This is a genomic window from Cellulomonas sp. zg-ZUI22, assembly GCF_017353535.1.
GTDB classification, from domain to species: domain Bacteria; phylum Actinomycetota; class Actinomycetes; order Actinomycetales; family Cellulomonadaceae; genus Cellulomonas; species Cellulomonas wangleii.
This window is the reverse complement of record NZ_JAFMUZ010000009.1, coordinates 213,787-236,877: the sequence shown is the minus strand read 5'-3', so window position 1 is coordinate 236,877 and position 23,091 is coordinate 213,787. Positions and strand designations below refer to the sequence as shown.

At 74.7% G+C, this 23,091-nt stretch carries 28 protein-coding genes and 1 pseudogene; 12 read left to right on the top strand and 17 right to left on the bottom strand.

Going from position 1 to position 23,091, the window contains the following annotated elements:
- Positions 1-248: pseudogene (locus J1G43_RS18455) on the bottom strand (hypothetical protein); the annotation flags it as partial.
- 307 nt (positions 249-555) lie between these two features.
- On the opposite strand from J1G43_RS18455, the gene J1G43_RS18450 reads away from it, so the two are divergent.
- Positions 556-849 carry a sulfurtransferase TusA family protein gene (locus J1G43_RS18450; RefSeq protein ID WP_307859661.1) on the top strand — a complete coding sequence of 98 codons (294 nt, stop codon included), beginning with the start codon at positions 556-558 and terminating at the stop codon, positions 847-849.
- A 62-nt stretch (positions 850-911) separates the two neighbouring features.
- Here the strand turns inward: J1G43_RS18450 and J1G43_RS18445 are convergent, their stop codons facing one another.
- A complete protein-coding gene (locus J1G43_RS18445; RefSeq protein ID WP_207341724.1) occupies positions 912-1,289 on the bottom strand; it encodes a DUF2255 family protein in 378 nt (125 codons plus the stop codon).
- Positions 1,286-2,302, bottom strand: coding sequence for a hypothetical protein (locus tag J1G43_RS18440; RefSeq protein ID WP_307859660.1), 1,017 nt, complete (start codon positions 2,300-2,302; stop codon positions 1,286-1,288). The genes J1G43_RS18445 and J1G43_RS18440 overlap by 4 nt, the downstream gene beginning before the upstream one ends.
- A 177-nt stretch (positions 2,303-2,479) precedes the next feature.
- On the opposite strand from J1G43_RS18440, the gene J1G43_RS18435 reads away from it, so the two are divergent.
- Positions 2,480-3,292: a hypothetical protein gene (locus J1G43_RS18435; protein WP_207379047.1), complete on the top strand. Its 813-nt coding sequence runs from the start codon at positions 2,480-2,482 to the stop codon at positions 3,290-3,292.
- A 25-nt stretch (positions 3,293-3,317) separates the two neighbouring features.
- On the opposite strand, the gene J1G43_RS18430 is transcribed toward J1G43_RS18435, so the two are convergent.
- Positions 3,318-3,647, bottom strand: coding sequence for a YciI family protein (locus tag J1G43_RS18430; RefSeq protein ID WP_249670692.1), 330 nt, complete (start codon positions 3,645-3,647; stop codon positions 3,318-3,320).
- Positions 3,648-3,823: 176 nt separating this feature from the next.
- On the opposite strand from J1G43_RS18430, the gene J1G43_RS18425 reads away from it, so the two are divergent.
- Positions 3,824-4,573, top strand: a complete 750-nt coding sequence (locus J1G43_RS18425) for a DinB family protein (protein ID WP_207371173.1) — start codon at positions 3,824-3,826, stop codon at positions 4,571-4,573.
- 26 nt (positions 4,574-4,599) lie between these two features.
- Here J1G43_RS18425 and J1G43_RS18420 read toward each other — a convergent pair whose 3' ends face one another.
- The 3 genes from J1G43_RS18420 to J1G43_RS18410 form a co-directional block, all read right to left on the bottom strand.
- Entirely contained in the window at positions 4,600-6,201 is a 1,602-nt protein-coding gene (locus J1G43_RS18420) for an ABC transporter permease (RefSeq protein ID WP_207379046.1), read from the bottom strand.
- Positions 6,198-7,112 (bottom strand): ABC transporter ATP-binding protein, encoded by a 915-nt coding sequence (locus tag J1G43_RS18415; RefSeq protein WP_207379045.1) that lies wholly within the window; start codon positions 7,110-7,112, stop codon positions 6,198-6,200. Before J1G43_RS18415 ends, J1G43_RS18420 begins: the two co-directional genes overlap by 4 nt.
- 148 nt (positions 7,113-7,260) lie before the next feature.
- Complete coding sequence (locus J1G43_RS18410) at positions 7,261-7,755, bottom strand: DUF4274 domain-containing protein (protein ID WP_207371172.1); 495 nt, start codon at positions 7,753-7,755, stop codon at positions 7,261-7,263.
- Between the two features lie 77 nt (positions 7,756-7,832).
- Between J1G43_RS18410 and J1G43_RS18405 the strand changes: the two genes are divergently transcribed.
- From J1G43_RS18405 to J1G43_RS18395, 3 genes are all read left to right on the top strand, one after another.
- Positions 7,833-8,642, top strand: coding sequence for an alpha/beta fold hydrolase (locus J1G43_RS18405; RefSeq protein WP_207341730.1), 810 nt, complete (start codon positions 7,833-7,835; stop codon positions 8,640-8,642).
- 105 nt (positions 8,643-8,747) lie between these two features.
- The gene (locus J1G43_RS18400; protein ID WP_207379044.1) at positions 8,748-9,767 is read left to right on the top strand and encodes a zinc-dependent alcohol dehydrogenase family protein; all 1,020 of its coding nucleotides are present in this window, start codon (positions 8,748-8,750) and stop codon (positions 9,765-9,767) included.
- 57 nt (positions 9,768-9,824) lie between these two features.
- Complete coding sequence (locus J1G43_RS18395; protein WP_207379043.1) at positions 9,825-10,598, top strand: DinB family protein; 774 nt, start codon at positions 9,825-9,827, stop codon at positions 10,596-10,598.
- Here J1G43_RS18395 and J1G43_RS18390 read toward each other — a convergent pair.
- Together J1G43_RS18390 and J1G43_RS18385 are read right to left on the bottom strand one after the other, a co-directional pair.
- Positions 10,571-11,119, bottom strand: coding sequence for a hypothetical protein (locus J1G43_RS18390; protein WP_207379042.1), 549 nt, complete (start codon positions 11,117-11,119; stop codon positions 10,571-10,573). The two genes, J1G43_RS18395 and J1G43_RS18390, sit on opposite strands and share 28 nt — an antisense overlap.
- Before the next feature lie 100 nt (positions 11,120-11,219).
- The gene (locus J1G43_RS18385; protein WP_207379041.1) at positions 11,220-12,062 is read right to left on the bottom strand and encodes an alpha/beta fold hydrolase; all 843 of its coding nucleotides are present in this window, start codon (positions 12,060-12,062) and stop codon (positions 11,220-11,222) included.
- 64 nt (positions 12,063-12,126) lie between these two features.
- Here J1G43_RS18385 and yidD point away from each other — a divergent pair, with 64 nt between their 5' ends.
- Positions 12,127-12,417: a membrane protein insertion efficiency factor YidD gene (gene yidD / locus J1G43_RS18380; protein WP_207341735.1), complete on the top strand. Its 291-nt coding sequence runs from the start codon at positions 12,127-12,129 to the stop codon at positions 12,415-12,417.
- 100 nt (positions 12,418-12,517) lie between these two features.
- On the opposite strand, the gene J1G43_RS18375 is transcribed toward yidD, so the two are convergent.
- Positions 12,518-13,345, bottom strand: coding sequence for a TspO/MBR family protein (locus J1G43_RS18375; RefSeq protein WP_242635975.1), 828 nt, complete (start codon positions 13,343-13,345; stop codon positions 12,518-12,520).
- A gap of 167 nt (positions 13,346-13,512) precedes the next feature.
- Here J1G43_RS18375 and J1G43_RS18370 point away from each other — a divergent pair, with 167 nt between their 5' ends.
- Positions 13,513-14,010 carry a DUF3995 domain-containing protein gene (locus J1G43_RS18370; protein WP_207341736.1) on the top strand — a complete coding sequence of 166 codons (498 nt, stop codon included), beginning with the start codon at positions 13,513-13,515 and terminating at the stop codon, positions 14,008-14,010.
- Positions 14,011-14,046: 36 nt separating this feature from the next.
- Here J1G43_RS18370 and J1G43_RS18365 read toward each other — a convergent pair whose 3' ends face one another.
- On the bottom strand, positions 14,047-14,427 hold the full coding sequence (locus tag J1G43_RS18365) for a hypothetical protein (RefSeq protein WP_207341737.1): 381 nt from the start codon (positions 14,425-14,427) through the stop codon (positions 14,047-14,049).
- Between the two features lie 75 nt (positions 14,428-14,502).
- Here J1G43_RS18365 and J1G43_RS18360 point away from each other — a divergent pair, with 75 nt between their 5' ends.
- On the top strand, positions 14,503-15,327 hold the full coding sequence (locus J1G43_RS18360) for a hypothetical protein (RefSeq protein ID WP_207371165.1): 825 nt from the start codon (positions 14,503-14,505) through the stop codon (positions 15,325-15,327).
- Positions 15,328-15,382: 55 nt separating this feature from the next.
- Here the strand turns inward: J1G43_RS18360 and J1G43_RS18355 are convergent, their stop codons facing one another.
- Positions 15,383-16,294 (bottom strand): fructosamine kinase family protein, encoded by a 912-nt coding sequence (locus tag J1G43_RS18355; RefSeq protein ID WP_207379057.1) that lies wholly within the window; start codon positions 16,292-16,294, stop codon positions 15,383-15,385.
- Between the two features lie 152 nt (positions 16,295-16,446).
- Between J1G43_RS18355 and J1G43_RS18350 the strand changes: the two genes are divergently transcribed.
- Positions 16,447-16,839: a cupin domain-containing protein gene (locus tag J1G43_RS18350; protein WP_207341739.1), complete on the top strand. Its 393-nt coding sequence runs from the start codon at positions 16,447-16,449 to the stop codon at positions 16,837-16,839.
- Between the two features lie 110 nt (positions 16,840-16,949).
- Here J1G43_RS18350 and J1G43_RS18345 read toward each other — a convergent pair whose 3' ends face one another.
- Together J1G43_RS18345 and J1G43_RS18340 are read right to left on the bottom strand one after the other, a co-directional pair.
- Entirely contained in the window at positions 16,950-18,470 is a 1,521-nt protein-coding gene (locus tag J1G43_RS18345; protein ID WP_207371164.1) for an SDR family NAD(P)-dependent oxidoreductase, read from the bottom strand.
- A gap of 134 nt (positions 18,471-18,604) precedes the next feature.
- A complete protein-coding gene (locus J1G43_RS18340) occupies positions 18,605-19,312 on the bottom strand; it encodes a GNAT family N-acetyltransferase (RefSeq protein WP_307859659.1) in 708 nt (235 codons plus the stop codon).
- Positions 19,313-19,475: 163 nt separating this feature from the next.
- On the opposite strand from J1G43_RS18340, the gene J1G43_RS18335 reads away from it, so the two are divergent.
- Positions 19,476-20,288 (top strand): hypothetical protein, encoded by an 813-nt coding sequence (locus J1G43_RS18335; RefSeq protein WP_207371163.1) that lies wholly within the window; start codon positions 19,476-19,478, stop codon positions 20,286-20,288.
- A gap of 105 nt (positions 20,289-20,393) precedes the next feature.
- On the top strand, positions 20,394-21,269 hold the full coding sequence (locus J1G43_RS18330) for an alpha/beta fold hydrolase (RefSeq protein ID WP_207371162.1): 876 nt from the start codon (positions 20,394-20,396) through the stop codon (positions 21,267-21,269).
- A gap of 246 nt (positions 21,270-21,515) precedes the next feature.
- Here J1G43_RS18330 and J1G43_RS18325 read toward each other — a convergent pair whose 3' ends face one another.
- Genes J1G43_RS18325 through J1G43_RS18315 form a run of 3 tightly spaced genes read right to left on the bottom strand, consistent with a single transcriptional unit; the run spans position 21,516 to position 23,048 of the window.
- On the bottom strand, positions 21,516-22,007 hold the full coding sequence (locus J1G43_RS18325; RefSeq protein WP_207379040.1) for a hypothetical protein: 492 nt from the start codon (positions 22,005-22,007) through the stop codon (positions 21,516-21,518).
- Positions 21,985-22,464 carry a hypothetical protein gene (locus J1G43_RS18320; RefSeq protein WP_207379039.1) on the bottom strand — a complete coding sequence of 160 codons (480 nt, stop codon included), beginning with the start codon at positions 22,462-22,464 and terminating at the stop codon, positions 21,985-21,987. Before J1G43_RS18320 ends, J1G43_RS18325 begins: the two co-directional genes overlap by 23 nt.
- On the bottom strand, positions 22,461-23,048 hold the full coding sequence (locus J1G43_RS18315) for a hypothetical protein (protein WP_207379038.1): 588 nt from the start codon (positions 23,046-23,048) through the stop codon (positions 22,461-22,463). The genes J1G43_RS18320 and J1G43_RS18315 overlap by 4 nt, the downstream gene beginning before the upstream one ends.
- Positions 23,049-23,091 lie beyond the last annotated feature (43 nt).

Sequence of the window (23,091 nt, the reverse complement as noted above, 5' to 3'; positions counted from 1 at the left end):
TGCCACTGCGTCGTGTAGTTGCCGCCGTCGTTCATGCCGGAGGACACGGTGCCGGGGCTGTCGGTCCAGAACGAGAACCAGTAGCCGCCGCTGGTGCCGGTCTGGTTCGTGGTGATCGTGGCCGCCGAGGCCGGGGTGGCCAGGGCGACGGTGCCGGCCACGAGCGCGCCGACGGCGACGGTGCCGAGGGCGGCGCGCAACGAGCGGCGCCGGGTCGAGGGTCGAGCAGGGGCGAAAGTGTCGGTCATCAGGAGGCGCTCCAGTGCGTGAGGGTGGAGGTGTCAGGCGGTGCGGACCGCGCTCCCTCGCGGGGGCCGCTGAACCTGCCACGGCGGTTCGACCGGTACGAGCCGGTCGATACCGTTATCGCCGCAGTCTGCAGCGTGGGAGCGTGACCCATCACCGTCGGGTGAGAGGGTTAATCGTTTCCGTCCTTCACCCGGTGAGGTCTCGGCAGAGCGCTCGGGAGCGCCGTGTGCGCTCGCAAGTTTCGGGTCGGGCTCCGCACAGCCACCCGACCAGGACCGTCGCTCGCTGCCGGGTACGCTCGCGCCCGTGGCCGAGGCGGGGGACGTGCTGACCATCGACGGCGGGGACCTCGGGTGCGCGCGGCTGCTGCTCCTGCTGCGTGACCGCGTCGCGACGCTGCCCGCCGGCGCGGTCGTGCACCTGGTGACGAGCGACCCCGTGGCACCGATCGACCTGCCCGTCTGGTGCCACATGACGGGGCACGAGTACCTGGGCACGGTCGACGGCCGGGGCCGGCCCACCTACGCCGTGGGCGTCGCGGCGCGACCGACGGCGACGGACGAGCGGAACCCCTGGCAAGCGGGTCCACGCGACGACTGACCGGGCGATGACGGACCAGGCGTGACCGACCGGGCGCGACGCACCCGGTGCGGGCTGCCGGGTCAGTCGCGCGGGACGACCCGCAGCGTCACGTCCACCACCTGGGGCCCGACGACCGTCCCGACGATCGCCGGCCCGTGCGCGTCGTACTTCGCGTGATAGGCCGCGTCGAGGGCCGCGTGCACGTCGGGTGGCGCCGGTTCGAACGCCACGTCCTTCTCGACACCGCCGGCGCGGACCCGCCCGCTGCCCGAGGCCCGCGCGCGCCGGAACCACCCGTTGCCCGGCCCGTAGGCGGACCGCACGTACAGGTCGTCACCGGCCCGCACGCACCAGATCGTCACGTACGGGCGCAGCGTCCCGTCGGGGCGGTACGACGCGAGCTGCAGCTCCTCCGCGTCGCCGAGCCGTGCCAGGTCATCGGGTGCCCAGGTGCTCATGCGTCCTCCGGTGCGCTGGTGCGGGACGGTTCCGTCGCGGTTCGCGGTGTCGCGCCCGGGGCGTCCGCCCCGCCGGGTGCGGCAGATCCGGGGGCGTCGGCCACCGAGCCGTCGGCCCACCGCAGCACCCGCAGGGCGAGCAGCGTGAGCCACCTGCTCGGGGCGCCCTCGTCCTCCCCGAGGTCGACGAGCAGGCGGTCGTGGTGCCGCTGCTCCAGGCGCCAGCGGCCGTCGTCGCCGCGCTTCGACGCGAGCAGGTCGAGCGCCTCCGCCGCGCGCTCGTCGGGGGCCGGGCGCGTGCGGCGCAGGTGGTCCAGCGCGCGTCCGACGTCGTAGTACCAGCCGTGCGGGAAGGCCAGGTGCTGCCAGCGCTCCTGGCCCACCCGCCCGTCGGACAGCCGCCGCAGCAGGTGCCGGTCCAGCAGGTACTCCTCGCCGCGCACGCGGGCCTCGGTGACCGCGGGGTCGGCCGAGACGCGCTGCTCGTACTCGGCCAGCCCTTCGAGCACGTTGATCGTCGTGTCGAAGGAGCCGCGGGTCGACCCGTTCTCCTGCTCGCAGTTCCAGCCGCCGTCGGCCATCTGCTCACCCAGGAGCCGGTCGACGACGCCGCGCACGTCCTGCCCGAAGTACGCGCCGGTCGCCACCGTGCGCCCGTTGATGCAGGGCTCGACCTCGCCGTCGAAGAACCGCATCGTCGGGTCGTACTCCCAGCGCGCCGCCTCGTGCACCGGCGCCAGGGCACGGTGCGCCTGCGGGCTCTCCGGGTCCAGCCCGAACGTCCGCAGCAGCCGCAGCGTCGCCTCGGTGGAGACCCACTCGGGGAAGAACGTGCCCCCGCCCCACCGGCCGTCGGGGTCCTGCGCGGCCAGCAGCCGAGCGCCCCAGCCCTCGTGCGCGACGCGGGCACGCTCATGGGCGACCTCACCGGGCGTGGCGTCGGCCAGGTCGTCCAGCACCTGCCAGCGCAGCGCGGGGTCGGAGTCGAGGAGCCACGCGACGACGTCGTCCACCCCCCGAGCGTCCTCCGGGTCTCGACTGCGATCAACCCCGAGCCCGGACCGGCAGGCCGGTACCGGCCCGCCCGCACGCGCGGGTTGTGGGGGCCAATCGTTTCGGGACGGGACTGCGGGCTCCCGCGCTGCCTAGCATCCGGGGACCCACACCCCGACGGAACGGCTGGTGCGCGCATGAGGACGATCCGGACCCTGGTCACCGTCGTGGCGGTCGCCGCGACCACGTTCGTCCTGGCGCCGGTCGCGTCCGCCGGGGGTGGGCAGGGGCACGGGCACGGGCCGGGTCAGCGCGGCCCGTGCTCGCGCACCGACGCGCTGTTCTGCGAGGACTTCGAGTCCCAGCCGCTGGGCGGCCCGGTGAGCCTGGACTGGGGCGTCGACACCCGCCGCGGCGCGCTGTCCGTGGAGCGGGCGGGCCGCGCCGGGAAGGTGATGCGCGTGCACACCGAGGACAACGGGCAGGCGTTCCTCGAGGTCACGGACTTCGCGGCGCCGGGCAACACGTTCTACGGCCGGCTGCGGATCAAGGTCGACGACTTCCCGACGGCCCCCGACTGGGCGCACTTCACGCTGGTCGAGGTCACCGGCTCGGGCAGCGAGGAGATCGTCCGACCGCTCGGCGGGCAGTTCGCGCCCACGGTCGGCCCCGACGCGACGTTCTGGGGCGTCGGCGCCGACGGCGGGCCGACGGGCGACTGGACGAGCTGGCAGGAGTCCGCGCCCACGGTCGAGGACCGCTGGCAGTGCGTGGAGTTCGAGTGGTACGCCCCGGAGAACCGGGTCGCCGTGTGGTTCGACGGCGTGCCGCAGCCGGACCTGACGGTCACGACGACCGAGCACGGCGGCGCCGACGTCGACTTCGTCCTGCCGACCGCGGACACCGTGCGGATCGGCTGGCAGCTCTACCAGGGCGGGTCGACGCCGGGCGCCTACGACGTGTGGGTCGACGACATCACGCTCGACACCGAGCGCGTCGGCTGCCGCTGACGATCCGGTCCGACCGGGCCCACCGTCAGAGGAACGGACGCAGCTCGACGCGCCGTCCGCACGCCCGCGACGCGTCGGTCGCCAGCCCGAGCGCCGTGGCGTGGTCGACGGCCTCGACGACCCAGAACCCGGCGACGTACTCGGTGGTCTCGAGGAACGGGCCGTCGGTCCGCAGCGGCGGGCCGTCGCTGGTCGCGTCGACGACCGTCGACGCCCAGGGTGCGGCGAGGCCGCCGGCGAGGACCCACTGGTCGGCCGCGACCAGGCGGTCGTTGTACTCGTCGATGGACGCGATCTCCGCCGCTGTCGCGGTGCCGGTCGCGTCGTCGATCACGGACATGAGGTAACGGGCCACGGGGACCTCCGGGTGCTGGTCACGCCCCGTGCGGAGCGTCTCGACACGGTGACGCACGGGGCCGCGCGCTTTCGACACCCGGCTGAGCGTGCCAGGTCCACCCCTGCGGACAGAGGCTTCCCGGCGGTGGGGCGCGCCGGTTACGGTCGTCGGACCGACGGCGACGAGGAGACGTCATGGCGACGTTCGACCGGTCCGACGACCTGCGCGGCGCGACGTTCGTCGGCGTCGACCTCACCGGTGCCCGGTTCCGGGGGGCCGAGCTGTCCGGTGTCGTCATGCGCGGCGTCGAGATCGGCGGGGCGGACGTCGACGCGCCGTGGCTGCCGCACGCGGACTTCTTCCGCGTCAACGGGGTCGACGTCATCCCGCTCGTGGAGGCCGAGCTCGACCGCCGGTTCCCCGGTCGGGAGCTGCGTCGGGCCGGCGATCCCGAAGGGCTGCGCGCCGCCTGGCACGCGCTCGAGCGGACGTGGGAGGCGACCACCGCACGCGCGGCGGCGCTCCCGCCGGGTGCGGTCGACGTGTCGGTCGACGGCGAGTGGTCCTTCGCCCAGACGCTGCGCCACCTGGTGATGGCGACCGACACGTGGTTGCGCCGCGCCGTCCTGGGGGTCGCGCAGCCGTACCACCCGATCGGTCAGACGGACCACGGGTACGCGCTCGACGGCAACGACCCCTCCGTCTTCTCCGCGGTCGCACCGCCGTACGACGAGGTCCTGGAGGTCCGCGCGGGACGACAGGCCATGGTGCGCGAGCTGCTCGCGACGGTGACACCGGACGAGCTCGCGGTCGAACGGCGCAACCCGTGGGCGCCGGAGCACCCGGAGACGACGCTGTCGTGCCTGCACGTGATCCTCGAGGAGGAGTGGGAGCACCACCGGTACGCGGTGCGCGACCTCGCGGTGATCGAGGCGCGCGGCTGAGCCCGGCCGCGGCGTGCGCCCGCCGCTCAGCGGCCCACGTCCCGCCGCCGGAAGCCGGCGAACCCGACGGCGACCAGCCCGGCCGTCACGAGCGTGAGCCATCCGAGCCCGCTCCAGTCCGGGGCGGCGGCCGTCGTGTCCGGGACGTGCCAGAACGGGCTGATGCCGAGCACCCAGTCGTCGAGCCCGAAGGTGGGGCCGAGCAGCGTCAGCAGGAACGACGCCACCAGCGCGCCCCACGCGGCCAGGTGCACGACGGGCCGGGCGCCCACGACCGCGACGGACACCGCGACGACCGTCCAGACCGCGGGGACCGTGGCCAGCGTCTGCAGGACGACGTCGACGAACCCGACGGGGAGGTCGGCGCGCGCGGCCATGAGGCCGACGACGATCCCGGCGCCCACCAGGTAGCCCGTGATCACGGTCAGCGCGACGGCGACGTGGGCGGCGTAGTAGCGGACGCGGGGGAGCGCACCGGCCAGCACCGGCTCGACGCGGTCCTCCACCTCCTCGCTGCGCACCCGCAGCATGATCTGGATGCCGGGCACGGCGGCGATGATCCCGACCAGGCTGAGCAGGGTGCGGACGAACGCGCCCGTGAGCTGCTCGGGCGTGGTGGCACCGGACGCGAGGACCTGCTGCACGCCCGTGCTGCCGGACACCAGGTCCGTGATCGACGTCGTGAAGTACCCGAACACCAGCCCGAGCAGGTGGAACGCGATCGCCCACGTGACGATCGGCGCCCGGTTGAGCCGCAGGGCGAGCAGCAGCGGGCCGCGGACGCGTCCGCGCGCCGGGCCGGGGCGCTGCGCGATCGACCCCTGACCGAAGTCGCGCCGCGCCTGCAGGGCGAAGCCGACGGTGACGACCACGAGGGTGAACGCCACCGTGAGCAGCAGCGGGGCCCAGTGGTCGCCGGCGGCCGGCCGGGTCTCGAGCGTCCAACCCAGCGGGTTGGCCCAGACCGTCCACGCCGGGGCGTCGAGCGCGAGGCAGAAGCCGCGGGCGAGGAACAGGGCGCCCAGGGTGCCGACGGCCAGGGCGTTGGCCGTCCGGGCGTCGGACCCGATCTGCGCGGCGACGGCGGCGACGGCGGCGAACATCCAGCCGCTGGCCGTGTACGTCGCCCCCAGCAGCAGCGACGCCTCCCACGCACCGCCGCACAGCGCCGTGACGACGCCGGCGACGAGGCCCGCGGCGAACGACCCGACGGTCGCGACGGCCACACCGGTCAGCAGCCGGGCGGAGCGTCCCACCACCCCGGACGCCAGGAGCTCGGCCTGGCCGGAGTCCTCCTGCCCGCGCGTCGTGCGGGTGACCGTGAGGATCGCGCCGAGCGCCACGAAGAAGCCGCCGAGGGCCAGCGTGCGCCAGGAGTTGAACCCGTCGACGGTCGTCAGGTCGTACGCCGGACCGAAGATCAGGCCGATCGCGGGGTTCGCCTCGACAGCGGCGGCCAGGCCCAGCCGCGCGGCGAGGTCGGGGAAGACCCACGGGTACACGATCACCGAGGACGCCGACAGCAACGTCACGACCAGCACCCACGGCGCGAAGAGGCGGCCGTCGTGCCGCAGGGCGGCCCGCAGCAGCGGGCGCGTCCCGGTGAGGGAGGCGGTCGCGGTGCTCATCGGGTCGGGGTGGCCCGCGCGTGCGTGGTCTCGTCGCCGTACAGCCGCAGGAACAGACTCTCGAGCGACGGGGGCGCGACGGTGAGCGCGCGGATGCCGTGCACCGTGAGCACGGCCATCGCCTCGCCGATCCGCAGGGTCTCGACGTTCGCGGTGATCCGGGCGCCGTCGACCTGCACGTCGCGCAGGACGGCCGGCGCGGGGACGGGGAGCGGCTGCATGAGGGTCGCGTGGATCGTCGTGCGGGTCTGCCCGCGCAGGTCGGCCAGGGTCCCGGACTGCACGACCCGGCCGTCGCGGATGATGCTGATCCGGTCGGCCAGCGTCTCGACCTCGGCCAGGACGTGGCTGGACAGCAGCACCGTCGCGCCGCGGGCCCTGGCCTCCCCGAGCACCTCTTGGAAGACGTTCTCCATGAGCGGGTCGAGCCCGCTGGTCGGCTCGTCGAGCACCAGCAGCTCGACGTCGGACGCCAGCGCCGCGACCAGGGCGACCTTCTGCCGGTTGCCCTTGGAGTACTGCCGCCCGCGCTTGGTGGGGTCCAGCTCGAACCGCTCCACCATCTCGGCGCGGCGGCGCTCGTCGAGGCCGCCGCGCAGTGCACCGAGCAGGTCGATCGCCTCGCCGCCGGTCATGCCGGGCCACAGCGAGACGTCGCCCGGGACGTACGCCAGCCGCCGGTGCAGCGCCACGACGTCCCGCCACGGGTCCCCGCCCAGCAGCCGGACGGTGCCGCCGTCGGCGCGCAGCAGCCCGAGCAGCACGCGGATGGTCGTGGACTTGCCGGCGCCGTTGGGGCCGAGGAAGCCGTGCACCTGCCCGCGCTCGACCTGCAGGTCGAGGCCGTCGAGCGCGCGGAACCGGCCGAACGACTTGCGCAGCCCCTGGACGTCGATCACCGGCTCGCTCATCGGGCTCCCCTTCGTCGACCACCGGGCACCCCCAGTGAACTCCACGGGGGCCCGTCCGGCGCGCACGAGGCTCCCGCGTCGGCCGGCGGCCGGGCCGCCGGTCCGACTCAGGCGTCGATCGCCGCGAGAGCCCGCCCGTGCGGGTGCGTCAGCCGCGCAGCAGTGCGCTGTAGCGCAGGTGCACGTCCAGCGGCAGGCCGTCCTCGGTGTCCTCGTCGTCGACGAGCTCGCCCGGCACCGCGCGCAGCATGAGGTCGGGCACCGGGTACGGCTCGGGGTCGTCGCCCTCGCCCTCGGTCCAGTCGATCTCGTCGTCGTCGGTGGGGTCGAAACCGATGCCGTGGTCGGCCCAGTACCCGGCGGCGTAGCGCTCCTCGATGAGGCGCAGCAGCTCCCACGTCGGGCGGTCGGGCTCCGGGACCTCGTCGGCCGACGCGTACCGGCAGTAGTACCCGGCGCCGAGGATCCAGTAGGCGGCCAGTGCGCTGGCGCGGTCCGTCGTCGGGTCGTCGAGCACGAAGCGCACCAGCGCCTCGCCGGTGTCGTAGTTGGCCCGGCGCACGAACGTGTGCCGCTGCTGCGGGGTGGCCGAACGCAGGTAGTCACGCAGGAACTGCTCGGCCTCGGGGTGCACGGTGCTCACGTCCGTCGAGGCTACCGGGCCGTCGCCCGTCGGTACCGCGGCTGCACGCCGGGACGCGCCGGGTTAGCGTCGGCGGCGTGTACCGCGAGGTCGGGGGCGTCCGCGTGCACCACGTCGAGCACGGCGGCGGGGTGCCGTTCGTGGTGCTGCACGGCGCCGGCGTCGACCACCGCGAGGTCGTCGGGGCGCTCGAGCCCGCGCTCGCGGACCTCGCGGGCGTCCGGCGCGTCTACCCGGACCTGCCCGCGCACGGTCGTACCGCCGCACCCGCTCACCTGACCAGCGGTGACGACGTCGTCGAGGTGCTGCTGCGGTTCGTCGACCGGGTCACCGGCGGCGGGCCGTTCGTCATCGCCGGGCACTCCCTGGGCGGGTACCTGGCGCGCGCCGTGGCCGCCCGGCGGCCCGACCGGGTCGTCGGCCTCGCGCTCGTCTGCCCGGCCGGCCGCACGGCCCGGGACGTCCCGCCGCACCGGGTGCTGCACGACGAGCCCGGTGCCGCGGACGCGCTGGACCGTGCCGACGTGCCGGGGTTCGAGGAGTACCTCGTCGTGCGCACCGCCCGGACCGCCCGGGCGTACCGGGACCACGTGCTGCCCGGCGCCCGGCTGTGCGACGAGGAGGGGTTCGGCCAGGTGTACGGGCGCTGGGAGCTGCGTGACGCCCCCGACGCCGACGCACCGCAGCCCTACCCGACGCTGGTGCTCGCGGGCCGGCACGACGCCTCCGTGGGGTGGGCCGACGCCGTGCGGCTGCTCGACGTCTACCCGCGTGCCTCGCTCACCGTGGCCGACGGCGCGGGCCACGCGCTGCTGCACGAGCAGCCCGACCTGGTCGCCGCGCTGCTGCGGCACTGGCTCGCGGGGCTCGCGCTCCCGGCCGCCTGAGGCGACCGGACGGACCCTGCGCGTGCGGGGTGTGGCCCGCCTCCGCATGCTGGGGACGGCGGCGCCGTCCGGGCCCGCCACCACCAGCCGGCAGGGGGCGCCGCGATGCGTGCAGTCGTCATGGAACGACCCGGGGAGGTCCGCGTCGTCGACCGGGAGCAGCCGAGGATCGAGGAGCCGACCGACGCCGTCATCGAGGTGACCGCGACCTGCATCTGCGGCTCCGACCTGTGGCCCTACCGGGGGATCGAGGCCGTCGACCACGCGTGGATGGGTCACGAGTACGTCGGCGTCGTGCGCGAGGTGGGGCCGCAGGTGCGCGACGTGCAGGTGGGGCAGTTCGTCGTCGGGTCGTTCTTCGCGTCCGACGGCACGTGCGAGATCTGCCGCTCCGGGTACCAGTCGCACTGCGTGCAGCGGGTGCCCATGGGGTCGATCGGCACCCAGGCGCAGTACGCGCGCATCCCGCTGGCCGACGGCACGCTGGTCGCGACGCCGGGCATGCCGGACGCCGACCTGGTGCCGTCGCTGCTGGCCGCGTCCGACGTGCTGGGAACCGGGTGGTTCGCGGCGGTGGCCGCCGAGGCCGGGCCCGGGAAGACGGTCGCGGTGGTCGGTGACGGGGCCGTGGGCCTGCTCGGCGTCCTGGCGGCGCGGCAGCTCGGCGCCGAGCGCGTGATCGCCATGTCCCGGCACGCCGACCGGCAGGCGCTCGCGCGCGAGCTCGGAGCGACCGAGATCGTCGAGGAGCGTGGCGACGCGGGGGTGGCGCACATCAAGGACCTCACCGACGGGCTGGGCGCGCACAGCGTCGTCGAGGCCGTCGGCACGCAGGAGTCGATGATGCAGGCGATCGGGTCGACCCGGCCCGGTGGGCACGTCGGGTACGTCGGCGTCTCGCACGACGTCACCCTGCCCGGGCAGGAGCTGTTCTTCTCCGGCGTGCACCTGCACGGCGGGCCGGCTCCGGTGCGCAGGTTCCTGCCGGACCTGATCCGCCGGATCTGGGACCGGACCATCGACCCCGGACGGGTCTTCGACCTCACCCTCTCGCTCGAGCAGGCCGCCGAGGGCTACCGTGCGATGGACGAGCGGCGGGCGACGAAGGTGCTGCTGACCGTGTGAGGGGCGAGCGCGCCCGCGGACGGCGCGGGGCACTGTCGGGACGACGAGGGGGTCGGGATGACCGTGCCGGGACCTGACGACGACCTGCGCGGCGCGCACCTCACGGGCGTCGACCTGCGGGGGGCGCGGTTCGTGCGTGCCGACCTGTCCGGCGTCGTCATGCGGGGCGTCGAGGTCGACGGCGCCGAGATCGACTCGCCGTGGCTCGTGGAGAGCGGGAGCCTGCTGGTCAACGGCGTCGACGTCGTGCCGTTCGTCGACGCCGAGCTGGACCGACGGTTCCCGGGGCGCGAGCTGCGCCGCGCATCCGACCCCGACGGGCTGCGCGCGGCGTGGGCGGCGCTCGAGCGCACGTGGGAGGCGACCCTCGCACGGGCCGCCGCCATGCCGCCGGGCACGGTCGACGTGCAGGTCGACGGCGAGTGGTCGTTCGCCCAGACGCTGCGTCACCTGGTCATGGCCACGGACACGTGGCTGCGACGGGCCGTGCTGGGCGTCGAGCAGCCGTTCCACCCGCTCGGTCACCCGAACGAGGAGTACGAGGCCGACGGCAACGACCCGTCGGTGTTCGCCCCGGGGACCCCCGCGTACGACGACGTGCTGGCGGTCCGCGCCGAGCGTGTCGCCATGGTGCGTGACTACCTGGCCGACGTCACGGTCGACGACCTCGCGGTGGAGCGCCGCAACCCCTGGGCGCCGCAGTACCCCGAGACGACGCTGTCGTGCCTGCACACGATCCTCGAGGAGGAGTGGGAGCACCACCGGTACGCGGTGCGGGACCTCGACGCGATCGAGGCGGGCGGTCAGTCCGCGGCGACGTCGAGCGTGTAGGCCGCCTCGACGGTGAACCCGTGACCGTCGCCGCCCCTGATCACGACCTCGTGGCGACCGGCGGGCAGCGGTGGGACCAGGCCCCACAGCCCCCACATCGCCATGGGGACGATCCGGCGGGTCTGCGTGACGGGGTTGTCCTGCGAGCCCGCGAGGTCCACGGCGTCGACGACGACCTCCCGCAGCTCGACGTCCGCGCCGTCCACGGTGATCCGGCCGAACCCGTCACCCAGCACCGGCGGACCGTCGCCCGCCGGTCCCCACATGTTGACCGCGGGGCCGTACAGCGGCCGCCCGGCCGGCACCGTGCAGTCCCGCTGCACCGGTCCGCCGAACGTCCCGGCGAGGAACCAGACGTCGTCCGGCTGGTCCCGGCCGGCGTGCTCGCCGTTGAGGTCGGCGACCGGCGAGGTCGCCCAGTCCTGACCCGCGACCCAGCGGAGCCAGCGCGCAGCCAGGTCCTCGGGGGAGCCCGTCGGGTACGGGACGGGCGCGGGCCGGCGGCGCGGGAAGAGGAGCATGGCCAGAACGTAGTGGCCGGCGGTGCCCGGTGGGGCCGGAACCGGTGGTCGATCGGCGTCGGTCCGTCCCGGGGGTGGTCGCACCGTCCGCCGACGGCCGTCAGCCGGGCAGCACCTCGGCCAGGAAGCCGTCGACCACGCCCCGGAACGCGGCGGGCTGCTCCACCCACGGGTAGTGCCCGCACGCCGCCAGCACGGCGAGCCGACCCGCGGGCAGCGCGGCGGCGAGCGCTGCGACCGGGGTGACACCGGTGAGGGCGTCCTCGGCGCCGGCGACCACGAGCGTGGGGACGGTCAGCGTCGGCAGGCCCGCACGCAGGTCGTCGGGCGGCGGTCCCGCGAGGTACGCCCGGGCGGCCGCCAGGTGCCACCGACCGGCGGCGGCGTGCTCCCGCTCCGCGGGTCCCCACGCGGCGTACCCGGCGGGCGCACCCGCCCGCTGCCACGCGTCGTAGGCCTGTGCGCTGCACGTGTCGGCGCCGCCCTCGAGCACCGCCACCGCGGACCGGAACACGGGGTCGTCCGCGCGCCGGGCGGCCACCGCCTCCGCGTCGGAGGCGACGTCCACCAGCGACGCCGCCGACGGCGTGACCAGGACGAGCCCGGCCAGGCCCGGGAACCGCAGCGCGTGGCCCAGCGCCTGGCGTGCTGCCGCCGAGTGCGCCAGCAGGACGAGGCGCGACGCACCCAGGTGCAGGCGCAGGTCCTGCACGTCCTGGGCCTGCGCCCACCACGAGGCGTGGGCGGGGTCCAGCGGGGAGCGGCCGACGCCACGGGGGTGGGGTACGACGAGCCGCCGGGCCCCGGCCAGGCCGGCCAGGTCACCGAGGTACGCGGGGTCGCGCGCGGGCCCGCCCGGCAGTGCGATCACGACGGGGGCGTCGGCGGGGCCGTGGGCGTCGTACGTGAGCTCGGTGCCGTCCGCTGCCGGGTAGGTGGCCACGCGGTGACCGTAGCGGCAAGGCGCTCGCCGCGCGCACCGCGCGCACCCGACCTACCTTGTGGCGATGACTCCTGCCGCTCATGCCGTCGACCGTCTGATCGCCGCGTACCAGCGGTCCGTCTCGCCCCGCAAGGGCTTCAGCTGTGCCTACCGCGTCGCCCACGGCGACGCGTCCTGCTCCGGCGTGGTCCGGCAGGCCGTGCGCAGCCGCGGGGTCACCCGTGCGGTGGTGCCGGCCGTCGTGCAGCTCGTGGCCTGCTACCAGGCGGCGACGATGCTCGCGCAGTCCGACGTCAGCGGCGTCTGCTGCTGCGGTGGCATCCCCATCCCGTTCCGGTTCCCGTTCCGCTCCTGAGCGCAGCCCGGCGCGGCGGACCTGCGTCCGCAGCGCACGCGACCGCGCGGACGGGCCGCCCCCTCCGGGACCCGTCCGCGCGATCCGTCGCCCCGTCGCCTCAGCGGCGGCGGGCGGTCAGTGTCGCGACGACCGGCGCCAGGAAGGCGACGCCGGCGGCGACGAAGGCGGCTGTGGCGACGGTCTCGTCGACCAGCGGGCCGTTGGTGCGTCCGATGCCGATCCACGTCAGGCCCCAGGCCATCGCGAGGCCGACGGGGATGACGAGGGCCGGGCGCCGGCGGCCGTAGGCGCCGTACGCGATGGCGAGCAGCGCGGCGGCCGAGACGAGCACGACGGACCAGCCCGTCGCCCCGAGGCCCAGCTCGCCGACGTCCGCGATCGCCAGGAACGCCGCGGTGTTGGCGAGCGTCGCGACGCTCACCCAGCCGAGGTAGAGCCCGACGGTCACGTCCGTCACCACGGACGGCAGCGTCGTGGTGTGGTCCGTCCGGACGAGCTTGACGAACATCGTCGCGAGGACCGCGAGCAGCACGATGATGACGAGGTCGCTGCCGCCGACCGAGCCGGCCTGGACGACCGCGATCCACAGCGCGTTGAGCAGCATCGACGCCAGCACCCACCAGGCGATCGCGCGCAGCCGACGGTCGGTCGCCTGGCGGGGCAGCGCCTGGACGATCGCGAACACCGCCAGGCCCGTGTAGATGACGGACCAGATCGAGAAGGCGGGGCTGTCGGGGGCCACGGGCGTCGCCGTGGCGGACAGGGAGCCGCCCGCGGCCTCGGCGATCGGCTGCCCGCCGAACGCGCCCGAGCCGACGGTCGCACCGACGATGGCGATCACGGCGCCGACGAGGACCGTGACCTGACGGACCCGGTCCTGGGACGTGGTGCGGCCGACTGACGCGGCGGGGTTCATGGTCTCCATGGCACCAGAGTGACAACAGTCAGCACGCTGAGCATCTTGAGAGACGTCCGGATCTGCCTGGATCGTCCCACGGTCGGGGGTGGGGCGCCCGCCACGTCGACCGCGAGGGCGTCGTCACCTGCCGCCCGCGCTGCGTGCGGCACCAGCCGTGGCTAGCGTGACGAGGCATGGGTCCGGAGCATCGGGCGTGGGTGCCGCCCGCGTGGGTGGCGTGGGGCGCGGTCGTGGCCGCGTTCGCCTTCGCCGCGGTGAGCCTGCTCTGGGCGACGGGCAGCACGCTCGGCCTGGACACCCTCGGCGGGACGGTCGAGCGGCTCGGGCGTGCACGTGACCCGGCGCTGCTCTCCGCGAACGCGGTGGCGCTCGTGCTCAAGGTGCTGGGCGGGGTGCTGGCCCTCGCGCTGGTCCAGCCATGGGGTCGCAGGCTGCCGCGACGACCCCTGCTGTCGCTCGGCTGGGCGGGGGCGGCGGTCCTCGTCGTCTACGGGGTGCTGCAGGTGACGTCCGTGGCGCTCGTCGCGGCGCACGTCGTCGTGCCCGACGAGGTGCTCTCCGCCCGGGCCCTGCGGTGGCGGTTGCTGCTGTGGGAGCCGTGGTTCCTGGTCTGGGGCGTGCTGCTGGCCGGTGCCACGCTGCGTCACCAACGGCTGAGGCCGGCGTCCTGACGTGGCCCCGAGTCCGATGTCGGGAACTCGCGGACGTCAGTCCAGCCAGCGGGCTGCGGCGTCGTAGACGTCGTCCGGCACGGTGTTGAACGCGATCGCCGCCTGCGGCGCGTGCCGGTGCACCAGGTTGACGACGCGCTCGAACAGCTCGAGCAGGTCCTCACGTTTGCGGATGCCGCCGCCGACCACCACCACCTGCCAGGCGCGGGACCGGAGCGCGTCGGTGACGACCTGCTCGACGTCGTCGCTCCCGTCGAGAGCGACCAGGCACCGGACCGCGGTGACGCCGGCCTCGTCGAAGCGCGTCATCCCCTGGGCCACCGCGCGCGCGACCGGCTCCGGGTCCCAGGGGCCGGGCGCCCGGTAGGGGTCCAGACCGATCACGAGCACGCCCGGATCGGGGGTGGTGGCGCTCACCTCCTCACGGTAGGCGCCGCGCGTCGGTGCCGAAACCCCCCACGCGGCGGGACCGCGAACCCCTACTGTCACGCCATGGCTGCGAACTTCACCTGCATCGGTCTGGACGCCACGGCACCGGGTGACCTCGACCGCATCCTGGAAGCGGCCGGGGCGGGCGCGACGCCGCTCGGTGAGCGGGACGGCATCACGGTGATGCGCTGGCAGGACGACGGAGGTGCCCGGCTCGTCCTGGAGGTCGACCGGCAGCGGCGGGTCCTCGCCGTGACACCGTCGTTCGCGGCCGAGGCGGGTGCGGAGGTCGCGTCGCTCGGCCACCTCAACCAGCAGGTGTGGAGTGCCGACGTCCTGCAGGACGGGGAGAAGGTCACCGCACTCGCTGCGGACGTCGAGCAGTCGGCCCTGCTGGACCCGTCCGCCCCGCGCGGTGGTCGTGCCGCGGTCGTCGCCTTCGGCTCGCAGGTCCAGGTCCTCCCCGACGTGCAGGCGTTCGGCTCGTCGCCGGCCTCGCTGCTGAGCCCCGACAAGGAGGACCACGGTGAGCCGCCGGCGCACTACGTGGAACAGGGCTGGCCCTGGCCCCCGCGGATGGGCCCGGAGTCGTTCGTCTCCTACGGCGTCTTCGGCGACCCGGCCGGGGCCGAGGCGTACGCCCGGCTCAACGGCACGGTGCTGCGCTCGCGGACCTGCCGCACGGCGCTCACCGGTGGGACGTTCCACGTCGCGCGCGTGCGGACCGTTGGGTTCGAGGCGGACGTGTGCCTCGCCGCGTCGGAGCACCCGCAGGCGCCCGCGCCGGGAGCGGTGCTCGCCGGGGTCGTCTACCTCGTGATGTCGCTGGAGGACGCCCCCGCGCCGGAGGCCCGCGCTGCCCGCCGGCGGTGGTCGCTCCGGCGGTGACCCCGGGGCGGGTGGCGGGGCGGCTGCGCGCGCCGGACGGACGGACGACGTCGCCTCAGGCGCGGCGGCGGAACGGCGCGAGCGTCGCGCGCAGGGCGTCGGCCGCGCCCCAGTCGTCGTCGAACTGCGCCACGACGGCGAGGTGCTGGCGCAGCTGGACGATCGGCATCCGCTCGCGCCACCCGTCGTCGAGGCCCGTCAGCTCGGCGTAGAGCGCGAAGAAGCGGTCGGCCTCGGGCGGTGGGGCGGTCGTCCACACGTGCGCGAGGTCGACGTCGGCCCACGTGTAGGAGACGGCCGGGTCGATGAGTGCGGGCGTCCCGTCGGCCGTGGCCATGACGTTGCCCGCCCACAGGTCGCCGTGCACCAGGCAGGCCGGGCGCACCGGCAGCAGCTCGGGCAGCCGCGCGCACAGGTGCTCCAGCGCCGCGCGGTCGCCCGTGCCCAGGGCGGCGGCGACCCGGGGCTCGTCCAGCCACCGCAGCAGCCGGTGCTGCGCGAAGAACTCGAACCCGTCGTCGTGCCACGTGTTGACCTGGCGGCGCCGGCCGAGCCAGTTGTCGCGGTGCCACCCGAACCGGGAGTGCGTGGTCGTCGTGTGCAGACGGGCCAGGACGTGCGCGCACCGTTCCCAGAACGCCGCGTCGGCCGGCCGCGGGCGCAGGGGCTCGAGCACGAGCAGGTCGGCTGCGACGAGGACGACCCGCGGCGTCACCGCCCCGCCGAGCGTGCGCAGGGCATCCAGGCCCTCGGCCTCCGCGGCGAACGCGTCGTCCGACGGCGACTCGACGAACCCCTTGACGAACACGGACGTCCCGTCCGCGCGGCGCGCCAGACCCGCGACGGCGGCCTGTCCGCCCGCCGCGTGCTCGACAGCGACGACGTCCGTCAGCCCGGCCGCGTGCAGGCGCCGCAGCAGCAGGGCCGTCGCGTCGGACCGCGCGGTGCCGCCGTCCTCGTGCTCCATCGTCACGGGACGGGACGGTACCGCGCCGCACGGTGACCGACCCCGTGCAGGGGCGGACATCCGCGGACAGACCACCCGTTCCGCAGGCGGGATCGCGCCGCCCGCAGCAGGATGACCAGCGACACCGACCCCCAGCGAGAGGTGAGACACCCGTGGAGCACTGGACGATCGCGACCGTCGCGCAGCAGAGCCCGGACTTCCGGCGCGTGCTGTGGACCGGCAAGCACAGCCAGCTCGTCATCATGACGATCCCGCCGGGCGGGGAGATCGGTGAGGAGGTCCACGAGGACATCGACCAGATCCTCACGTTCGTCTCCGGCACCGGGAAGGCGGTCGTCTCCGGCCAGGAGCGCAACGTCGCGCAGGGCGACCTCGTCGTCGTCCCCGCCGGCCGGACGCACAACTTCCTCAACACCGGCGAGAACCCGCTGATCCTCTACACGGTCTACGGACCGCCGGAGCACGCCGACGGCGCGGTGCACCGGACCAAGGAGGAGGCGGACGCCGCCGAGGAGGCGGGCAAGGACGAGCCGCCGACCGAGTGAGCCGTCCCGCGCCGTGAGGCGCGACCGTCGCGAGACCGGGCTCAGCCCGCTCATCCCCAGGGATGCGCCGCCTCAGCCCGGTCTCGCGGCGTCGTCGTCCCGGATCGCTCTCACCACTGCGAGCGGGCGTAGTCCTTGAGGAAGCAGCCGTACAGGTCCTCGCCGGCCTCGCCGCGCACGATCGGGTCGTAGACCCTGGCCGCGCCGTCGACCAGGTCGAGGGGGGCGTGGAAGCCCTCCTCGGCGAGCCGGACCTTGGTGAAGTGCGGGCGCTCGTCGGTGATCCAGCCGGTGTCGACCGCGGTCATGAGGATGCCGTCGGTCAGCATCTCCGCCGCGCTGGTGCGCGTGAGCATGTTGAGGGCGGCCTTGCTCATGTTGGTGTGCGGGTGGCCCGGGCCCTTGTAGCCGCGGGAGAACACGCCCTCCATCGCGGACACGTTGACGATGTACGTGCGCCGCGCGGGTGACGCGGCCAGCGCGGGGCGCAGACGGCTGATGAGGATGAACGGCGCCGTCTGGTTGCACAGCTGCACCTCGAGCAGCTCCATCGGGTCGACCTGCTCGACCGTCGCGACCCAGGAGTTGGTCTCGGCGACGTCGGGGATCAGGCCGCCGGCGTCGATGGACGTGCCGGCGACGAGCCGCTCGAGGCTCGCGGCCTGCGCCGTGAGGGACTGCGCGACCAGCTCGTCCGCGGCGCGGGCCGCCCGCTCGATCGCCAGCGCGGGGCTCGTGAGCTCGCTGACGGACCCCGCCAGCGCCCGCGGGTGGGCGTCGCTGGTCTGGCCGAAGGTCGTGATCATCGCGGCGGCCTCGTCCGGCAGCGGGGCGGCCTCCGCCTCCGCGAGCTGCGAGTACGCGCCCGGCGACCGGCGCACGGTCTGGGCGGCGTTGTTGATGAGGATGTCCAGCGGGCCCTGCGCGGCCACGTGGTCCGCGAGCGACACCACCTGCGACGGGTCGCGCAGGTCGATCCCGACCACGTGCAGCCGGTCCATCCAGTCGGCCGAGTCCTCCATGGCGCCGAACCGGCGGACCGCGTCGCGCGGGAACCGCGTGGTGATCGTCAGGTCCGCGCCGTCACGCAGCAGCCGCAGCGCGATGTACATGCCGATCTTCGCGCGCCCGCCGGTGAGCAGCGCCCGGCGCCCCGTCAGGTCCGTGCGGGCGTCCCGCTTGGCGTGGTGCAACGCCGCGCACGCCGGGCAGAGCTGGTGGTAGAACGCGTCGACGACCGTGTAGTCCTCCTTGCAGACGTAGCACGGACGCGGCTTGAGCAGGGTGCCCGCGATCGCCCCGGTGGCCGACGAGGACAGCGGGATGCCGTTCGTCTCGTCGTCGATCCGGCCCGGGCTGCCGGTCGCGGTCGCGGCGATGACCGCGGCGTCCGCCTCGGCCAGGAGGCGACGCTTCTCGCCCCGGCGGTGCTTCTTCGCGGCCTTGAACAGGCCCGACGCGGCGCGGCGTGCGGCGGCGTGCTGCGGGTGGTCCTGCGGCAGGACGGCGACCTGGTCCATCACCCGCAGGAACGTCGCGAACTCAGCGGGGCCGACACCGGGCCGGTCGCCCGTCGTCGCGTCGGGGGTGTCGTCGGTGGGGGGCACCGGGCTGGTGGTGTGCGCGCTCATGCGCCGTCCGTCCTGCATGGGGGAGAGCCGCCGGGAGGGTCGGGGGCCGCAGAAATCGTACGCGTCGCGGGTGCGCGGACCACGGGGGTGCGACCACTGTCACGTTGGCGACCACCCCGCCCACGGCCGACCGCTCAGCGCGCGGCCAGCACCCGCTGGACGATCCACGCGTGCATGCCGACCTGCCGCACCCGGTCGAAGTCGTACCGGTCGAAGAGCTCGACCGTCCCGCTGAACAGGAAGCGCCCCTGGGCGTCGCGGCCGGCGGTGGTCTCCGAGATCGCCTCGACACGGCCACCGCCCTGCCGGGCGATGAAGTCCAGCGCGCCCTCCAGGGCGAGGCGGGCGACGCCCCGCCCCCGGTGGCGGCGGTCGACGAACACGCACGCGATCCGCCAGTCGGGCACCGGCGGCGGCTCCTGGTCGTACCGCCGGCGGTGCTTGATGTTCGGCAGCTCCTGCGGGCTGCCGTACTGGGCCCAGCCCTGCGCCCGGCCGTCGGCGTCGAGGACCAGCGCGGCATGGGCGCCGCCGGTGCGGACCCGCCGCTCCTTGACGTCGCGGTGGCTGATGCCCCGCTGCCCGCACTCGGGGTGCCAGCCGATGCACCAGCACCCGCCGAAGATCCCGTTGTTGCGCTCGACGAGCTCTGCGAACGCGTCCCACGTCGAGGCGTCGAGCTCGTGGACACTCAGGCCGGCGGCGTCGGGCACGTGCTCCGGCGTCGTGGTGCGAGGGGTGTCGTCGTCAGGCACGGGGACCTCCGGCGCGGGCCGCGCGACGACGAGGTGGGACGCCGGACCGCGCCACCACACCGGCTCACCGTCGAACCGCAGCACCACGGACCGAGCATGACAGCGGCCACCGACACCCGGTGGTCCGGGGTCGTCGCGCGCGCCGGTGAAAAAAGCGCGCGGCGGGACGGGTGATCATCGGCGTGATCCGCCCTGCGGCTCCCGCATTGTCGCTATCGTGGCGTCCCCACCTGCGAGAAGAGGCACGCCCATGGTCGCCCGTCGACTGCTCGCGCTCGCGACGCTGGTCCTGCTCGTCGCCGGGCTCGGTGCCGCGCCGGCTTCTGCGGCGCGCGCCGACTTCCCGTTCTACTCCCGGCCCTACACGTCCGTCCTCGTCACCGACTACGGGCTGAGGCAGCCGACGATGCAGCCCGTGTCGTTCGAGACGTGGCTGGCCTGGGGGGCCCCGGCCCCGGTGCCCGCGCCGACCGAGTACCTCAAGTACCCGTGGGCGCCGCAGATCGTCGCGCGGACGACCTTCCCCCACACCGAGCCGATCTGGCAGGTGCTCACCTTCGACGAGTGGGCGCGAGCGGGGTACCCGACGCCCCGCGCCGCCGCCTGGCTGCCGCAGACGAGCTACACGAAGTTCCCCTCGTCGCCGGAGATCATCGCGGAGTTCGGGGGTGTCAACCACATCCTGACGTTCGACGAGTGGCGGGCCGCGGGGTTCCCGGCGTTCGTCGAGCGGAGCGCCTCCTACGCCAAGCTCTCGTGGGACGCGGGGATCGCGGAGACGTACCCGGGGAACCCGGGCGCGGAGACCAAGCTCAACGGCGTGCGGCTCACGTACGCGCAGTGGGCGGCGGCGGGGTACCCGACGCCGATGGTCCGCGACATGTTCCCGGGCGACACCTTCTGCTGGGTGCCGGCGGAGTGGCTGGTCAACGACCAGGGCCCGGTGCCGAAGTACCCCGAGGGCGGCATCAGCTACGAGGGCGTGACGTACTCCGGCTACGTGGCGCGCGAGCACTGGCCGCTGATCGGCGCCGACGTCGCCACCGCGCCCCACTGCCCCTAGGGGACGGCTCCGCGGGTGAGGGCGACACACGCACCTGGACCCCGATGACTTCCGCCATCGGGCCGGGTCGGAACGCCATACCCCGCACCCACCCCGGAGGACCCGATGACCGACACCGCGACGTCCCGCACCCTCGACGTGCCCGGCGCGACCATCGCCTACGACGTGCGTGGCCCGCTGCCGACGGCGGACGGCCGACCGCCGCTCGTGCTCATCGGCCAGCCGATGGACGCGCGGGGGTTCGGCACCCTGGCCTCCCACTTCCCGGACCGGACCGTCGTCACGTACGACCCGCGCGGCATCGGCCGCAGCACGCGGGACGACGGGCGTACGGACCATGATCCGGCGGTGCAGGCGGAGGACCTGCACGCGCTGGTCACCGCGCTGGGGGCCGGCCCGGTCGACCTGTTCGGCAGCAGCGGCGGCGCGATCACCGCCCTCGCGTGGGTCACCGCCCACCCGCAGGACGTCCGCACGCTCGTCGCGCACGAGCCGCCGATCCTCGGGGTGCTGCCCGACGCCGAGAACGCGCGGGCCGTGTCCGCCCGGGTCGACGCCGCCTACCAGGAGCACGGCTGGGGGTACGGCATGGCCGCGTTCATCGCCCTCACGTCGTGGCAGGGCCCGTTCCCCGCGGACTTCCTCACCGAGCTGCCCGACCCGGCGGCGTTCGGCATGCCCGCGCAGGACGACGGCTCCCGCGACGACCCGCTGCTCTCCGGCGCGTCGGCCCCGGTGACGGCGTACCAGCCGGACGTCGCCGCGCTGCGGTCCTCACCGACGAGCGTCGTGCTCGCCGCCGGGATCGAGAGCGAGGGCATCATCACGTGGCGCGCGACCCACGCGCTCGCGGACCTCCTCGGCACGCAGGTCGCCATCTTCCCGAGCAACCACGGCGGGTTCCTGGGCGACGAGTTCGGGATGCCCGGGCAGCCGGAGGCGTTCGCCGCACGGCTGCGCGAGGTTCTGCCGGAGGCGTGACGTCCGCCGGGCGGACCGGCGTCAGACGACCGACGCCGCGCCACCCCGGCCTGCAGGGCGGCCGCGGTGGTCCCGTCAACCGGGGTGAGCGACCATCGGTGGCGTTCGGGCTCTCGACCGACGCACGGCGCGCGAGCTCGGTGGTGGTCAGCGGTGGCGCGCCGTTCTCGCGAACGTCGGCGTTGCGTGCGTCCAGTCAGTCGAGGTACTCGGCGAGCGGTGCGTCGGGGCCCGGTATCGCGGCGCTCATCGGTTGTTCCACCACTCGGGCGTGATCCCGCCGTAGCCGAAGTCGGCGGGTGACAGCTCGCGGTCTGGGTCCAGCGGGTCGATAACGCGGATCCCGGGTCCGTAGAACCCGAGGTGGGTCGCGTAGACGACGAATGCCTCGGCGGCGACGTGCATGGCCCGGGTGGCGTCCTCCGGCGTCAGCTCGACATGGGGCACCCCCGTCGCCAGCCGGGCGAAGCTGCTCGTGCCCAGTTCCGACAGCGTGGCGAGCGAGTGGGCGCCGTGCTCGTCGTCGCGCCGCGTCACGTGAGCCTCGAGCCCGATGGGGCGCCCGTGCCAGCGCAGCAGGAGGGCCTCGCCCCTCTCCTCGCGACCCACGCCTCCGGCCCTGACCAGGAGGCTGCCGGTCTCGGGGTCCTCGACGTAGAACTTGGAGGCGAGCCTGATCCCTTCACCGAACAACGCGGACAGCCCCGCGTACGACTCACCCACCCGGAACTCGAACACGAGCGCTCCCCTGGCTCCGCCGGTCGTCGAACACGGCCAGCAGCGCGTGCTGGCGGGCCTCGTCGGGCGTGAACCCGTTGGCGAGCGCGTCGCTCCGCGTGTTCTCCCAGGCGCGCACGAGGGAGTCCCGCGAGATGCCGTTGATGGTGTCGACGGCGGTGTCGGCCAGCAGGCCGGGCAGCTCGACGGTCCCGAAGTCGCGGGTCCAGTCGGCGCCGTCCTGCGGCAGCAGGACGATCACGTCGCCCCGTGCTGCGGCCGCGTACCGGGCCGAGGCCGTCGCCCACAGGTCGTTGTTCCACTTGACGCCCGGGTCGAGCGGGTCACCCCAGCCCAGGTCCAGCAGCTGGGTCTCGGTGAGCGGTGCGGCTGTGCCGTCCGCGACCGCGTCGTCGTGGGCGGCGAGCCAGTCGACCATCTCGGCGAGGGACGCTCCGGGCGCCGGCATCGGGTTCATCGGGCACCTCGCGTCACAGGCGCGATCTCGCCGTAGCCGAAGTCCGCGGGCGACAGCTCTCGGGCCGGGTCCAGCGGATCGGTGACGCGGGCGCCCGGGCCGTAGTCGGCGCGGTGGGACTCGTACACGACGCACGCCTCGGCGGCGACGTGCAGTGCGCGCGTCGCGTCCTCCGGCGTCAGGTCGACCAGCGGCACCTTGGCCCGCAGCAGGGCGCCGTGGGACGCGCCGGGCCCGCTGAGCGTGAAGAGGGCGTGGTCGCCGTGCTCGTCGTCGCGGCGGGTGATCCGGTAGTCCACCCCGATGGCCCGCCCGTGCCACCGCAGCACGTAGGAGCCGCCCGGGTTCTCCGGGCCGTCCCCGCCGGCGGGGACCAGCAGGCTGCCGGTCTCGGTGTCCTCGACGTAGGTCCTGTCCGCCAGCGTGACCCCGTCGCCGAACAGCGCGGCGACCTCTCCCACGGTGCGGCCCTTGCGGTACTCGAACACGTGTGCCCCCTCGACACTCGCGGCGGCCACTCTGATCTCTTCGCCGAACGCCGCGGACAGCCCCGCGGACGACTCACTCACCCGGAACTCGAACACGAGCGCTCCCTGGCTCCGCCGGTGCCGTCGCCGGCCCGGCACT

What these genes read in the sequence shown, in the direction of transcription:
- J1G43_RS18445 (WP_207341724.1), bottom strand. Translation starts at nt 1,289, where the DNA reads ATGAGCACCTGGGCACCCGATGACCTGGCACGGCTCGGCGACGCGGAG.
- J1G43_RS18435 (WP_207379047.1), top strand. Translation starts at nt 2,480, where the DNA reads ATGAGGACGATCCGGACCCTGGTCACCGTCGTGGCGGTCGCCGCGACC.
- J1G43_RS18425 (WP_207371173.1), top strand. Translation starts at nt 3,824, where the DNA reads ATGGCGACGTTCGACCGGTCCGACGACCTGCGCGGCGCGACGTTCGTC.
- J1G43_RS18420 (WP_207379046.1), bottom strand. Translation starts at nt 6,201, where the DNA reads ATGAGCACCGCGACCGCCTCCCTCACCGGGACGCGCCCGCTGCTGCGG.
- J1G43_RS18415 (WP_207379045.1), bottom strand. Translation starts at nt 7,112, where the DNA reads ATGAGCGAGCCGGTGATCGACGTCCAGGGGCTGCGCAAGTCGTTCGGC.
- J1G43_RS18400 (WP_207379044.1), top strand. Translation starts at nt 8,748, where the DNA reads ATGCGTGCAGTCGTCATGGAACGACCCGGGGAGGTCCGCGTCGTCGAC.
- J1G43_RS18395 (WP_207379043.1), top strand. Translation starts at nt 9,825, where the DNA reads ATGACCGTGCCGGGACCTGACGACGACCTGCGCGGCGCGCACCTCACG.
- J1G43_RS18390 (WP_207379042.1), bottom strand. Translation starts at nt 11,119, where the DNA reads ATGCTCCTCTTCCCGCGCCGCCGGCCCGCGCCCGTCCCGTACCCGACG.
- yidD (WP_207341735.1), top strand. Translation starts at nt 12,127, where the DNA reads ATGACTCCTGCCGCTCATGCCGTCGACCGTCTGATCGCCGCGTACCAG.
- J1G43_RS18375 (WP_242635975.1), bottom strand. Translation starts at nt 13,345, where the DNA reads ATGGAGACCATGAACCCCGCCGCGTCAGTCGGCCGCACCACGTCCCAG.
- J1G43_RS18370 (WP_207341736.1), top strand. Translation starts at nt 13,513, where the DNA reads ATGGGTCCGGAGCATCGGGCGTGGGTGCCGCCCGCGTGGGTGGCGTGG.
- J1G43_RS18360 (WP_207371165.1), top strand. Translation starts at nt 14,503, where the DNA reads ATGGCTGCGAACTTCACCTGCATCGGTCTGGACGCCACGGCACCGGGT.
- J1G43_RS18355 (WP_207379057.1), bottom strand. Translation starts at nt 16,294, where the DNA reads ATGGAGCACGAGGACGGCGGCACCGCGCGGTCCGACGCGACGGCCCTG.
- J1G43_RS18345 (WP_207371164.1), bottom strand. Translation starts at nt 18,470, where the DNA reads ATGAGCGCGCACACCACCAGCCCGGTGCCCCCCACCGACGACACCCCC.
- J1G43_RS18335 (WP_207371163.1), top strand. Translation starts at nt 19,476, where the DNA reads ATGGTCGCCCGTCGACTGCTCGCGCTCGCGACGCTGGTCCTGCTCGTC.
- J1G43_RS18330 (WP_207371162.1), top strand. Translation starts at nt 20,394, where the DNA reads ATGACCGACACCGCGACGTCCCGCACCCTCGACGTGCCCGGCGCGACC.
- J1G43_RS18320 (WP_207379039.1), bottom strand. Translation starts at nt 22,464, where the DNA reads ATGAACCCGATGCCGGCGCCCGGAGCGTCCCTCGCCGAGATGGTCGAC.